The sequence below is a fragment of the Stenotrophomonas africana genome (assembly GCF_013004645.1).
GTDB classification, from domain to species: Bacteria; Pseudomonadota; Gammaproteobacteria; order Xanthomonadales; family Xanthomonadaceae; genus Stenotrophomonas; species Stenotrophomonas africana.
Genome location: NZ_JABEME010000005.1, coordinates 21,297 through 34,870, shown reverse-complemented (window position 1 = coordinate 34,870; position 13,574 = coordinate 21,297). Strand labels below are relative to the sequence as shown.

General features: G+C 67.3%; 12 protein-coding genes. 3 read left to right on the top strand and 9 right to left on the bottom strand.

The window, feature by feature from the left end; all coding sequences use genetic code 11:
- Positions 1–3: 3 nt before the first annotated feature.
- The 3 genes from ftsX to rhlB form a co-directional block, all read right to left on the bottom strand.
- Positions 4–951, bottom strand: a complete 948-nt coding sequence (gene ftsX, locus HLA98_RS10515; RefSeq protein WP_129550627.1) for a permease-like cell division protein FtsX — start codon at positions 949–951, stop codon at positions 4–6.
- A 3-nt stretch (positions 952–954) separates the two neighbouring features.
- Entirely contained in the window at positions 955–1,641 is a 687-nt protein-coding gene (ftsE, locus tag HLA98_RS10510; RefSeq protein ID WP_129550626.1) for a cell division ATP-binding protein FtsE, read from the bottom strand.
- A gap of 104 nt (positions 1,642–1,745) precedes the next feature.
- Positions 1,746–3,470 (bottom strand): ATP-dependent RNA helicase RhlB, encoded by a 1,725-nt coding sequence (gene rhlB, locus HLA98_RS10505; RefSeq protein WP_129550625.1) that lies wholly within the window; start codon positions 3,468–3,470, stop codon positions 1,746–1,748.
- 510 nt (positions 3,471–3,980) lie between these two features.
- Between rhlB and trxA the strand changes: the two genes are divergently transcribed.
- The 3 genes from trxA to HLA98_RS10490 all read left to right on the top strand — a co-directional run bounded on the left by trxA (position 3,981) and on the right by HLA98_RS10490 (position 8,075).
- A complete protein-coding gene (gene trxA / locus HLA98_RS10500) occupies positions 3,981–4,310 on the top strand; it encodes a thioredoxin (RefSeq protein WP_005411275.1) in 330 nt (109 codons plus the stop codon).
- A gap of 229 nt (positions 4,311–4,539) precedes the next feature.
- Positions 4,540–6,291, top strand: coding sequence for a transcription termination factor Rho (gene rho / locus HLA98_RS10495; RefSeq protein WP_057501776.1), 1,752 nt, complete (start codon positions 4,540–4,542; stop codon positions 6,289–6,291).
- Between the two features lie 209 nt (positions 6,292–6,500).
- Positions 6,501–8,075, top strand: coding sequence for a sensor domain-containing diguanylate cyclase (locus tag HLA98_RS10490; protein ID WP_057501777.1), 1,575 nt, complete (start codon positions 6,501–6,503; stop codon positions 8,073–8,075).
- A 34-nt stretch (positions 8,076–8,109) separates the two neighbouring features.
- Here the strand turns inward: HLA98_RS10490 and HLA98_RS10485 are convergent, their stop codons facing one another.
- From HLA98_RS10485 to HLA98_RS10460, 6 genes are all read right to left on the bottom strand, one after another.
- Complete coding sequence (locus HLA98_RS10485; protein ID WP_057501778.1) at positions 8,110–9,000, bottom strand: energy transducer TonB; 891 nt, start codon at positions 8,998–9,000, stop codon at positions 8,110–8,112.
- Positions 9,001–9,061: 61 nt separating this feature from the next.
- The gene (gene aceK, locus HLA98_RS10480; protein ID WP_057501779.1) at positions 9,062–10,792 is read right to left on the bottom strand and encodes a bifunctional isocitrate dehydrogenase kinase/phosphatase; all 1,731 of its coding nucleotides are present in this window, start codon (positions 10,790–10,792) and stop codon (positions 9,062–9,064) included.
- A gap of 167 nt (positions 10,793–10,959) precedes the next feature.
- Positions 10,960–11,319, bottom strand: a complete 360-nt coding sequence (locus HLA98_RS10475; RefSeq protein WP_005419760.1) for a hypothetical protein — start codon at positions 11,317–11,319, stop codon at positions 10,960–10,962.
- 53 nt (positions 11,320–11,372) lie between these two features.
- Positions 11,373–11,789: a roadblock/LC7 domain-containing protein gene (locus HLA98_RS10470; protein WP_057501780.1), complete on the bottom strand. Its 417-nt coding sequence runs from the start codon at positions 11,787–11,789 to the stop codon at positions 11,373–11,375.
- On the bottom strand, positions 11,782–12,330 hold the full coding sequence (locus HLA98_RS10465) for a GTP-binding protein (RefSeq protein ID WP_057501781.1): 549 nt from the start codon (positions 12,328–12,330) through the stop codon (positions 11,782–11,784). Before HLA98_RS10465 ends, HLA98_RS10470 begins: the two co-directional genes overlap by 8 nt.
- Positions 12,323–13,288, bottom strand: coding sequence for a hypothetical protein (locus HLA98_RS10460; RefSeq protein WP_057501782.1), 966 nt, complete (start codon positions 13,286–13,288; stop codon positions 12,323–12,325). Before HLA98_RS10460 ends, HLA98_RS10465 begins: the two co-directional genes overlap by 8 nt.
- Positions 13,289–13,574: the final 286 nt, after the last annotated feature.

The window sequence follows — 13,574 nt, the reverse complement described above, 5'->3', positions numbered from 1 at the left end:
GTCTCAGGTGTCGGTCGGGCGGGTCTGGCGGAGGAAGTGGCCGGTCACCAGCCATGCGCCCAGCCAGCCCAGCAACAGCGTGCCGAGCAGAACCAGACCGCCATGCAGCAGGTCCAAGCCATGCAGCACGAACGGGCTGCCGTAGCTGCGCGAGAGTTCGGCCAGCGGCACGCGCAGCGCGGCACCGGCGGCGGCGATCAGGGCCAGCGCGACCGCACCGGCCCCCAGGCCGTACCAGGCGCCCAGGTACAGGAACGGGCGGCGGATGAAGCCATCGCTGGCGCCCAGCAGCTGCAGCACGCCGATTTCCTCGCGACGGGCCTGGATGTCCAGGCGCACCGTGTTGCCGACCACCAGCGCGGCGCCGACGCCGAGCAGTACCGACAGCACCTGCACCAGCCGCGCGCCGAACGCCAGCCAGGCATCCAGGCGCTGGCGCCACAGTGCGTCGTGCTGCACCAGGTCGGCCTCGGGCAGGCTTTCCAGCGCGCGCGCCAGCCGCGCGTCGTCCTTGCCCTGGCCCGGGGTGATCACCAGCAGCGACGGCAGCGGGTTGTCGTTGAGTGTATCAATCGCCTCGCCGAGCCCGGCATCGCGCAGTTCCTGCAGGCCCTGCTCCGGCGTGCGCACGTTCACCTCGGCCACGTCATCACGGTCGCGCAGCTGGCCGGCCAGGCGCAGCGCGCCGGGACCATCGACGTCGCCCTTCAGGAACACGTTGATGTCGCGCGACTGCTGCACGCTGCCGGCGAACTGCTTGAGGTTGTCCAGCGCGATCGACAGTCCCAGCGGCAGGGCCAGCGCCAGCGCCATGACCATCACCGTCAGCAGGGTCGCCCACGGCTTGCGGCAGGCGCGGCCCAGGCTGAACACCACGCTGTGCACGTGATGCTGGAACCAGACGCCCACGCGGGACGGGGCGGCGGCTTCGCTGTTTTCGTTCTTCGCCATCGATTACTCCGCCAGGTCCTGCGGCGAGATGTCATCCACCAGCCGGCCGTGGTCAAGGATCAGCACGCGCTTGCGCATGCGGCGCAGCAGCGGCAGGTCGTGGCTGACCACCAGCACGCTGGTGCCGCGCGAGGGCAGCTCGGCGAACAGGGCCATGATCTCCGCCGCCAGGGTCGGGTCGAGGTTGCCGGTCGGCTCGTCGGCCACCAGCAGCTTGGGCTCACCGACGATGGCGCGGGCGATGCCGACGCGCTGCTGCTCGCCGGCCGACAGCTGCGAGGGCAGCGCCTTCTCGCGATGGCCCAGGCCCATCCGCTCCAGCACCGAACGCACCCGCTTGTTGATGTCGCCGCGGCGGGTGCCGCGCAGGATCAGGGGCAGCGCCACGTTCTCGGCAATCGAGCGATCCATCAGCAGGCGATGGTCCTGGTAGACCGCTCCCACCGCGCGTCGGTGCCGGGGCACGTCGCTGCCGCGCACCTTCAGCAGGTTGCGCTCGTCGAACACCACCGCGCCGCGGCTGGGCCGCTCGTCCAGGTGGATCAACTTGAGCAGGGTGCTTTTGCCCGCACCGGAATGGCCGGTGACGAACAGCATCTCGCCCGGCGCGACCTCGAAGCTGACATCGGTCAGCGCCTCGTGGCCACCGGCGTACTGTTTGCTGACATTGTCGAAGCGCAGGACACTCATGCCCCGATTATGCAGGACCGGCGCGACGTCGTGGAGACGGTGGGTGCCGACCGTTGGTCGGCACGCCCTTCAAGCCACCCGACCAACGGTCGGGTGCCACCGGCTTAGTTGCCCGACAGCATCCGGCGGATCTTGCGGCCGATGCGGGTCAGGAACGAATCGCCGGTATCGGCAGCCGTACGCACCGGCTTGGCCACCACCTGCACCGGGGTGACCGGGCTGGCGCCATTGCCGGCGGCGCTCTGCACGCCCTCGGCACCCTCGACCGGACGGCCATGGCGACGACGACGGCGCTTGCGCGGCTTGTGCTCGCCGTCCACCGCACCTTCCGGTGCGCCTTCGGCACGCGGCGGGCGCGGCGGACGCGGAGCCTGGGCGGTGGCACCTTCGGCGCCGGCGGCCGGGGCGGCAGCGCCCTGCTCGCCTTCCACGCGCGGCTTGCGCGGGCCACGCGAGCGGCGTTCGCCGCTGCGCTCACCGTCACGGCCACCACGGCCACCACCACCGCCGGAACGGCCACCACTACGGCCACCGCCCCGACGCTCTTCCTCGGCGGCACGGGCTTCGCGCGCTTCGCGGAAGATCTGGCCGACGCTTTCGTTGTCCTCGCCTTCCTCGCCTGCAGCCGGAGCCGGGCGTTCCGGGCGCGGCAGCGGGGTCAACAGTTCCTTGGTGACCGGCTCGGACGGAATCTTCTGCTCGATGTAGGCCTCGATGTCCGGCAGGCCCATGGCGTAGCGTTCGCAGGCGAAGCTGATCGCATCACCTTCTTCGCCCAGGCGCGCGGTGCGGCCGATGCGGTGCACGTAGTCTTCGGCGTCGAACGGCAGGTCGTAGTTGTAGACGTACTTGATGCCGTCGATGTGCAGGCCGCGCGCGGCCACGTCGGTGGCCACCAGGATTTCCAGCTGGCCCTTCTGGAAGCGGTTGAGCAGGCTCTCGCGCTTCTTCTGCGGCACGTCGCCGGACAGCACGCCGACACGGTAGCCGGCCTTTTCCAGCGAACGGGCAACGCGTTCGACGAACACCTTGGTGTTGACGAAGACCATGGTGCGCGCGCCTTCGCTGCGCGACAGCAGGCCCAGCAGCAACGGAATCTTCTCGTCGTCGGCCGGGAAATAGATGCGCTGGCGCACGCGCGCGGCGGTGATGGTCTCGGCTTCAACCACCAGCTTCTGCGGTTCGTTCATGTGCTCGTAGGCCAGCTCCAGCACGCGGTGGCTGAGGGTGGCACTGAACAGCAGGGTCTGGCGGGTGGTGCGCTCGGGCATGCGGCGCAGCAGGAAGCGGATGTCCTTGATGAAGCCCAGGTCGAACATGCGGTCGGCTTCGTCCAGCACGCAGATCTCGCAGGCGTGCAGCGAGACCACCTTGTGCTGCTTCACGTAGTCGATCAGGCGACCCGGGGTGGCGATGATCACGTCCACGCCCTGCTGCAGCAGTTCGCGCTGCTTGTCGTAATCCACGCCGCCGTAGACCAGCGCGAAACGCAGGCCCAGGTCGGAGCCGAACTTCACTGCATCCTTGTGGATCTGGATGGCCAGTTCGCGGGTCGGGGCGAGGATCAGCGCGCGCGGATCTTCCGGCTTGCGGTCAGCCAGGGCCGGACGCGTCAGCAGGCGGTTCACGACAGCGACGAGGAAGGCCAGGGTCTTGCCGGTGCCGGTCTGGGCCTGGCCGGCAACATCACCACCGGGCAGCGCGACCGGCAGGGTCAGCGCCTGGATCGGCGTGCAGCGGGTGAATCCGGCTCCTTCAAGGCCGGCCTGCAGGGCCGGATGCAGCTCGAAGGAGGAGAAGGTCAAATCGGTCAGCGGTTTGTCGCTCATGTGTCCGTCTTGGTATGGCCGCCGGCCCGTAGGGCGGCTGGCACTTCATCGTCTAGGGGCACCGTCGCAAACTGCGGCCCCTGCGGCGGGTTGGCAGGCTGGGACCACCCGGTCCGCGCGCCGCACAATGCCCCAGTTTAACGCACTCGGGCCAGCAAACCGGAATGACCCGTCTCACAAGACAAAGAGACGACCACCTTCACCCAGCCACACCGGACTTGAACGGCCCGGCCAGGGCCGCTGGTGTCGCCCACTGCCAGCCCCATCTACAGGAAGACAGTGAAATCCGACACATACCGAGCTTCGAAGCGATCACGATACGCTGGGTTCCAGCCGGCGCCTGTCCCTGCCCTGCGATAGGGGTACACTTCCGGCCGTGAGCGTCCAGGCATCCCGCCGAACGCACCGCGGCAGTGCGCCGCGAGGCAACGACGAGGGTCGCGCCACCGGGCATGGCCCAGTTCACCCACCTCCGGCATGGCCGGGTGCAATCCAAGACGAGAAACCAAGATGAGCGACAAGGTTGTACATGTCGGCGACGCCGACTTTGATAGCGCAGTGCTGAATTCCAAGGAACCAGTGCTGGTCGATTTCTGGGCCGAGTGGTGTGGCCCCTGCAAGATGATCGCACCGGCGCTGGACGAGCTGGCCGATGCCTACCAGGGCCGCGCCAAGATCGCCAAGGTCAACGTCGACCACAACCGCGCGCTGGCCGCCAAGTACCACGTGCGTTCGATTCCGTACCTGGTCGTGTTCAAGGACGGCGAGAAGGTTGGCGAGCAGATCGGTGCCGTGGGCAAGGCCCAGCTGGCCGGTCTGCTGGACAAGGCCCTGGCCTGATCCTGCTGTTCCCCGGCAGCCGTGGACCACGGCTGCCGGCGGGGCGCCCCGCGCCCATGATGAATGTTGTTCCCGGTGACCCTTGCACGGCGCCGCAGGCCGATGATAGTGTCGGCATATCCGGCCGCGTTCGCGTGCCGCACCCTCTGGACGCAGTTTCTTCCAGACCCATTCCCAACGTTCGCCGCCCCAGCCGGGCGCTCGCACCTTCAAGCGAGGAATAACGCTCTTGTCCGATAACACTTCCGAAACCGGCAGCGCCGATGCGCCCGCCGAAAAGCGCGTGCGCAAGCCCCGCGTAGCCAAGGCTGCCGCTCCGTCAGCCGCCGAAACCAGCGCCGCTCCGGCGCAGCCGACCCTGCCGCTGGCCGCCGCGCCCGAAGCGCCGGCACCGGCTGCAGCCGCCCCCGCACCGAGCGCGCCCGCCGCCGAGGCCCCTGCCAGCAGTGGCGGCGGCGAAGGCGGTGAGGGTCGCGAATCCGGCCAGCCGCGCCAGCAGAACCACCAGGGCGGTGGCCAGAACCAGGGCCAGAACCCGTACAACCAGAACGGCCAGCAGGGCCAGGGGCAAGGTCAGGGCAACCGCCGCGACCGCTTCCGCAACCGCCGCGACCGTGACCGCAACAACCGCTTCCGCGACGACGGCCTGCCCAACGATGGCGGCGAGCAGCAGCCGTTCGTGCCGCGCCCGCACGCCAACGTGCCCGAGGGCTTCCCGGTCTACTCGCTGAGCGACCTCAAGCGCATGCCGGCGCAGAAGCTGCTGGAAATCGCCGAGCAGCTGCAGATCTCCGAAGGCGTGGCGCGCGCCCGCAAGCAGGATGTGATCTTCGCCCTGCTGAAGGTGCTGACCCGCCACGGTGACGGCGTCGCCGCCGATGGCGTGCTGGAAATCCTGCCGGACGGCTTCGGCTTCCTGCGCGCGGCCGAAGCCAGCTACCTGGCCGGCCCGGACGACACCTACATCTCGCCCAGCCAGATCCGCCGCTTCAACCTGCGCACCGGTGACCACATCTCCGGCCGCATCCGCTTCCCGAAGGACGGCGAGCGCTACTTCGCGCTGAACATCGTCGACACCATCAACGGTGAGCCGATCGAAGCGTCGAAGAACAAGGTGCTGTTCGAGAACCTGACAGCGCTGTTCCCGCGCCGCCGCTTCACCCTGGAGCGTGGCAACGGTTCGTCGGAAGACATCACCGGCCGCATCCTCGACCTGATGGCACCGCAGGGCAAGGGCCAGCGCTCGCTCATCGTGTCGCAGCCGAAGGCCGGCAAGACCATGATGATGCAGCAGGTCGCCACCGCCATCACCACCAACCATCCGGACGTGCACCTGATCGTGCTGCTGATCGATGAGCGCCCGGAAGAAGTGACCGAAATGCAGCGCACCGTGCGCGGCGAAGTCATCAGCTCGACCTTCGACGAGCCGGCCGCGCGCCACGTGCAGGTGGCCGAAATGGTCATCGAGCGCGCCAAGCGCCTGGTCGAGCACAAGAAGGACGTGGTGATCCTGCTCGACTCGATCACCCGCCTGGCCCGCGCCTACAACAACGTGGTGCCGAGCTCGGGCAAGGTGCTGACCGGTGGTGTGGACGCCAACGCCCTGCACCGCCCGAAGCGCTTCTTCGGTGCCGCGCGCAACGTGGAAGAAGGCGGCAGCCTGACCATCATCGCTACCGCGCTGGTCGACACCGGCTCGAAGATGGACGAGGTGATCTACGAAGAGTTCAAGGGCACCGGCAACAGCGAAGTGCACCTGAGCCGCCGCATCGCTGAAAAGCGCGTGTTCCCGGCCATCGACATCAACCGTTCCGGCACCCGCCGCGAAGACCTGCTGATCGAACCGGAACTGCTGCAGAAGATCTGGATCCTGCGCAAGCTGCTGCATCCGATGGATGAAATGGCCGCGATGGAGTTCCTGCTCGACAAGATGAAGAACACCAAGTCCAACGACGAGTTCTTCGGTTCGATGAAGCGCTGACCCCGGCGCTGCATCGGAAGAAACCTGCCGCTCGCTGCGGCAGGTTTTTTTTTGCCTGCAGGGCGACGCACTTCACTTCGCTGGCGCCCGCTTTTGGCGATAATCCGCGCGATACCCTGCCCGGCCCCCGTGGGCCCGGCCACCGATTCCCGCTGTCGCCCCTTCCGGAGAACCGGTCGGGTCCAGCCTCCTGCCGGATCCGTCGACGCATGCGAACGCTGTCTCCCCGCCTCAACCTGGGCAAGCTGATCCTCGCCTTGGCTCTGCTCAGCGCCATCATCGCCCTGGCCAACACTCTGCTGGCCAGCTATCGCGTGCAGCGCGACCAGCTGGTCGGCAACACACTGGAAGCCAACCGCGTCTATGCCACCAAACTGGCAGAGACCACCCAGAACTTCCTGCTGGCCGCACAGCAGCAGCTGGCCTATGCCGCGACCCGCCTGGGTGAGGACGACCTTGATCCGAAGCAGGCCCAGGATGAAGCCAGCCGCCTTCAGCTGCAGTCCAGCAGCTTCAACTCCTCGCTGGTGGTGGACGCCGACGGCCTGGTGATCGCCACCTCGCCACAGACCCTGCAGCTGCAGGGTGAGGTGCTGCACAGTGTCGGCAACAACGCAGCACTTGCGGCGCGCCAGCCGATGATCAGCGATCCCTACCAGTCGGCCACCGGCAAGCTGCTGGTGTCGCTGTCGCACCCGATCTTCGACCGCCAGGGCCGCTATCGCGGCTATGTAAGCGGCACGCTGTACCTACGCCAGCGCAGCGCACTGCACACGCTGCTGGGCAAGCACTACTACCGCGACGGTTCCTATCTGTACGTGGTGGACCGCAATGGCCGCCTGCTGTACCACGCCGATGGCAAGCGCGTGGGTGACTACGTGGTTGGCAACCCGGCGGTGAAGGCGGTGGTGCGCGGTGAACGCGGTGCGCAGCAGGTGCGCAACAACCTGGGCGTTTCGATGCTGGCCGGCTACGCACCGGTAACGGCCACCGGCTGGGGTATCATCGCGCAGCGCCCGACCGAGGCCACCCTGCAGCCATTGTCACGGCTGATGACCGCGGTGATCTGGAATGCGATTCCGCTCGGCCTGCTGTCGCTGCTGGTCACCTGGTGGTTCGCGCGCCGCATTTCGATGCCGCTGTGGCAGCTGGCGCGCAACGTGCAGGGTGGCGAGGACACCGGCAACGCGATCAACCACGTCAGCGGCATCCGCGCGTGGTACTTCGAGGTTGCCCAGCTCAAGCAGGCGGTGCTGCACAGCTTCAACGCCCTGCAGGACCGCATCGGCACGCTCAATCGCGCCAACCGCACCGATCCGCTGACCGGCCTGCTCAATCGTCGCGGCCTGCAGCAGGCGCTGGATGCGCTGCAGGTGCAGGGCATTCCGTTCGCGATTCTGGCGCTGGATATCGATCGCTTCAAATCGATCAACGACACCCATGGCCATGACGTCGGTGACGCCGCCATCGTCCATATCGCCGACCAGATGCGCCGCTACTCGCGTGACAGCGACATCCTCTGCCGCGCTGGCGGCGAGGAATTCCTGCTGCTGTTGCCGGGCATCAGTACCGACTCGGCGCGCCACGCTGGCGAGCGCCTGCGCCAGCACATCGCCGATCATCCGTTCGAACCGGTCGGCACCATCACCGTATCGCTGGGCGTGGCCCATTTCCCCAGCTTCCACGTCGATGCCGAGCAGGCGCTGCGGCTGGCCGACAAGGCCCTGTACATGGCCAAGGAACAGGGCCGCAACCGGGTGGTGGTCTACCCCTATGCCAACTGACGCGGAGCCGGGCTGGCCGGCTCCGCAGTGACCGTCAGCCCTGCTCCAGCGGAGTCAGCAGGCGCAGGCCGCGCTTGGCGCTATCGACCATGTAGACACCGCCCTCCGGCAGCAGGTCGCTGCCAGCCTGCTCGACCGGGTCCGCCTTGCGCCACGGCACGCTCTGCCGCGGGCCCGGAATGAAGACCTGCCAGCGGCCATAGCGCTCCTGCCCTGCGTTGCGGTCATCGCCCAGGGCGAAGCTCACCGGGATGCGAACCGTCCAGTTGTCACGGGTGCTGTCCTCGCCGGTGGTCGGCGGGTTGAAGGTCCACGTGCGGACACTGCTGATACTGGCCTTGGCCAGAAGGTCGCGCATTCTGGCCATGGCCCGTTCCGGCCCGACCACGGTCAAGTTCACCTGCTCGGCAATGATATCGGCCACCGTACCATCACGTGCCACCCTGACCACCAGCATTACTTCACCCTGACCACCGTTGCGGAAAGCTTCCTCAGGGTAGCGTGGTGGCGTCGTGCGCCCGCGGGTGATCGAATCGCTCGCCTTTGGATCATATCCATTGAAGTTGACGCTGGTCATGCTGACTTCGTAGCCGCCATCGGCCATCTGCCTCCCCCTCAATCGCACCCGCATCGGGGCGCGTGCAGCCACGGCCTTGCCATCGCGCAGCGTGGGTTCGAAGCGCCAGCCGCCGATTGTGCCTTCCACGAAGGAGGCGATGCTCGGAGTCAAGGCCGATTTCTGATCCAGTACCAGCGAGTTGACCTCACCCTCAGGCGTGATCTCGATATGGCCGGACAGCACCATGCTCATCTCTGCAGTGGCACGCACCGCACGCGCGGTCTGCGCACTGGCCTCGCCAGCAAGCAACGGGGTGCCGGCACCTACGGCCAGCGCGAAAGCGAGAAACAAGGGAGAACGCATCATTGCCGGATCCTTGGTGATGAACGGCGAGCGTACCCCAGTCCCAGCCACCATGACAGCCGCCTCAGGCCAACCGGTGCATACCCGCATAAGGGGGCGTATCCGGATAATCACCACGGGCGAAGCGTTCCTGCAGGCCCTGCCACCAGCCCGGATCGAACAGGTGCCTGTAGTGCTCGCGCACTGCGGCCAGCTCTCCCGCCGGCAGCCCCATGAACGGGCCGAAGCGCTCGGGAAACACGTCGCGCGGACCGACATGGAACCAGGGCTCGTCGGCCATGGCCTCCTCCGGCGTACGCGGCTGCGGCCACGCGCGGAACACGCAGTCGCTGACCAGGCACAGCTCGTCATAGTCGTAGAACACGGCCCGACCATGCCTCGATACGCCGAAGTTCTTCGGCAGCATGTCACCGGGGAAGATGTTGTTGCGCGCCATGTCGGTGATCGCCTGCGCGTAGTCGAGTACCGCCGCGCGCACCGCCTCGCCGCCCTGCTCGCGCAGGTACAGGTTCAATGGACGGAAGCGACGCTGCACGTAGCACAGTGCGACTTCCACCTGGTCGCCATCGACGCGAACGCTCTGCGCGCATTGCTGCAGCAACTCTTCCAGCAAGGCCGGTGCGAAGCGGTCGCGCGGGAAACGCAGGTGGCGATACGGCTGCGCATCGAGCAGGCGGCCGACGCGGTCGAGATTGAACACCAGCGCGTATTTCTCTTCCACCTGCTGCCGCGACATCGCCTTGGGCCAGGCGAAGCGGTCGCGGATCAGCTTGAACACCAGCGGATAGCTGGGCAGGGTGAACACCGCCATGACCATGCCCGGCGTGCCTTCGGCGTGCACCAGCCGCTCCTGCGGATGTTCATTGAAGTGGCGGAAGAAGGTGCGGTAGCGCTCGGTCTTTCCCTGCTTGGCGCGGCCCAGCACCGTGTAGATCTCATCGATGGGCTTGCCCGGCAGCAGGCTGCGCAGGAACACCACCGCGTCACCCACCGTGGCGAGGTCGGCCTGGAAATAACTGCGCGACACGCCGAACAGGTGGGCGACATCGCGACGCCGGGTCAGCACTGCATCGGCACGCAGGCCACGCTCGTCGTTGACCAGGGCAATGACGCACGGCGAAAAGCGATGCTCGCCGAACACGCGACCGACCAGGTAGGCGCGGCGCTCGCGGTAGAACACGGTGTCGAGCAGCTCGATGCTGCGTACCGGCGTGTCACCCCAGTGGGCCAGATCATCCTGCAGGCGCACCACGATGGCCGCGGCGCAGCGCAGCTGGTGCGCATAGGGGATGTCGAAGCGATAGTCGGCCAGCACCCGCTGCAACGCCTCCACCGGCCGCGTCGGCGAGACCGCATAGGTATGCCGCGCCACCGGATGGGTGATGGCATCGGAGGGCTCGACGTCGAAAGCAATGAATTCCAGCGCCGGGTCCACGCCGCGGGTAGCAAACAGGCGTCGCGACAGCGTGTTGTAGAAGGTCTTGTACAGCTCGGCGTCGATCAGGCCCTGCAGCAGCGCGCTGTACTGGGCGTGCACCTGCAGCCACAACGCGCGCTCGCCGATCGCGTCACCGGCGAGGCGACGCAGCGCATCCATCTGCTCGGCAATGCACAGGTCGTACAGGGCGATGCGCTCGACCGCATCCTGACGCGCACCGGCCCAGTCGCGCTGCTCGAAACGCAGCCGTGCACGGGCGGTGATTGCCGCAAAGCGGGCGTGGTACTGCTCGAAACCATCGCGGATGGCGCCGGCGATACGCGGCGCGAGTTCGGCAGCGATGTCAGGCTGGGACATGCACGGCTCGGCAGGGAGACGGGCATCCACCATACGCCGGCGTGGGGTGACTTGTGTAGAGTCGAGCCATGCTCGACTGCTTTCGGCCGAAGTCGAGCATGGCTCGACTCTACAGAAGGCAGGGGCAGAAGCCGTCGAGCAAGCTCGACTCTACAAGAGCCGGCGGCTCAGATCGCCAGTTCGGCCTCCACGTCCTGCACCTTGCGCCGGGCCAGCGCCAGGTTGGACTTGGTGCGGTCCAGCACGATGTAGAAGAACAGGCCCTTCTTCTTCGCCACGGGGCGCATGATGTGGTACGCCTTGCCCAGCGAGATCAGGATGTCCTCGATGCTGTCGTTGAGGTTCAGCGACGCGGCGGTCTTCATCTTGGCGCGGATCACTTCGGTGTTGCCGGCGGCGGCCACTTCCATGTCCATGCCGGCACCGGCTTCGCCCAGCAGCATGCCGCTTTCGTAGTCAACCAGCGCCACCGCCTGCGCGCCGTCGATGCCCATCAGTGCGTTCAACGATTCATTCAATCCAGCCACGTCGCACCCCTTGTCGATGTTGGTTCGAGCCCCTCGTTCCCCTGCGGCCGGGCTCACGATCCGCCGAGTTCGGCCAGGATCGCCTGGCCACATTCCCTGCTCTGCCACAGCACCTGGCCGATCACGCTGCGCTGGTCGCAGGCCGCCATCAGCAGGAGTGGTGCACGCCCGTCGGCCTGGATCGCCAGCATCAGCACCTTGCCGCCTGCGGATTCCAGCATCAGTGTCTGCAGATCGCCCAGCACCAGTTCGCGCCCCACCGCTGCAGCCAGTGCCAGCATCGCGCTGGTCATCGCTGCCAGCCGTTCGCCGCGCCCTTCGGCACCAGCGCTGACCAGGGCGAAGCCATCGACACTGGCCAGCACCACCGTGCGCACGCCTTCTACCCGCTGCTGCAGATCCTGCAGCAGCGGCTGCAGGCGCTCACGCTGGCCGGCATCGGGCAGCACCGCCATCTGCCCGTCAGCCATGCGCCGCCACCAGTGCGTGCGCTTCCATTTCGCTCATCAGTACATCCATCAGCAGCAATCCCTGTTCGCGGTCGCGGGTATCCACGGCCAGTAGCGGCAGCGGCTGGTCATCGAGGCAGGCACGGGTGGCCCAGTCATCCAGCGCGACCTGTGGTGCCTGGTCGAGATGGGTCACCGCCACGACCAGTGCCAGGGAAGATGCGAACGGCTGCAGCACCTGCAGGTAGTCCTCCAGCTCGCTGGCCAACCCGGCACGGCGCGCGTCCAGCAGCAGCACCGCGCCACGCGCCCCCTGCAGCAGGATCGGCCACAGGAAATCGAAGCGCTGCTGCCCGGGCGTTCCATAGAGACGCAGGCGCTCGCCATTGGGCAGGTCGATGTCTGCATAGTCCAGCGCCACCGTGGTGGAAGCCTTGTCGGCACCGAGGCGATCACTGTTGGCCACATCGGTATCGACCACCGCACCGGCCGCGATGCTACGCACGAGGGTCGACTTGCCGCTGCCCATGCCGCCCAGCACCACCACCTTGTGCTCACGCATTGCGCTCGCTCCCGCGCAGGTGCCGCCACAGGCGGGCAAGCAACCCGTTGTCGGTGCGGATGCCACCTGTCGCCATCATCGGCGTCGCCGGGGCGGGCTGCAGCTGCGCGTAACCGCACAGGTAGGCGGCATGGATGAAATCGCGCACCGCCGCTGCAGGCAGTTCCAGCAGCATCGCACACTCGTCAACCGTGCACGCGCGCTTGAGCAGCAGCGAGCACAGGCGGAAACCATCGTGGTCGTGACCCAGCACGCGGAAATCCGGCCAGCGCAGCAACTTCACCGAGGCGCCGCGAAGGCGTTCGTCCAGTGCCTGCCAATGACGGCTGCGTTGCGCCCATTGCCACAGCAGCGGCCGCAGTGGCTGGCGTGGCCGCTCACCGGCCAGCGCCTGCAGGCGTGCGGGTGTCAGCGCATCCAGCTGCAGGCGTTCGAAGGCATCAGCCAGGCGCTCCACCAGCGCGCTCGCGGGTTCCTGCAACAGCACGGCCTGATCATGCTCAAGGTCCATCAGCAGGACGGGGTCACCCGCATCACTCAGCAGTGCCTGCCCCTGGCGCAGGGGCAGCCGCTCGCGCAGCAGGCGGGTAATGGCATGTGCACCATCGGCCAGGCGGATCGGTGCAGGTGCATGCATGGCCAGAGGCTCCGGTATCAACTGCATGCGGCGCAGCGCGCGGCCGATGGCACCATCGTCAAGCACGTCCTGGTGCCCGTCGCCATCACGCAGCTGGCCGCCGATATCCTCGATCCAGCACTGTAATCGCGGGTGCTGCTGGCGCATGCGCTGGGCCGCGTTGCGCAGCGCCGGCGTATCGCGGATGACCAGCAGGTCGCAATCGTCCAGGTCCTGGCTGCGGCGGATCTGGCCGTCCGGCAGGGCCGATGCCACGCGCAGCCGCTGCAGCAGGGCCTGCTCGCCCTGGATGTCGGTTCCCACTACCAGCACGCGTGCCATCCGTGATCCCCGAGCGACCACCTCCCCGGTGGTCTCGCGTCGCCAAGGCTAGGGCATCGCCAGCGGCGGCCGTCGTGATCGACTGCTCAGATCGAGGGCGGTGGCAGAACCACTCTTGTCGGTTATGCGACGGCCATCGCGGGCAAGTTTCATGCCTCATTGACGGCATTCCGACAGTCGACGGATGTCACGGTTCTGGATGCGGGTCGAATGGGGGTCAGATTCCGAGCCGAAAAAAAGAAACCCGCGCCTAGGCGCGGGTTCCGGTGTCACGGCCGAACGGCGA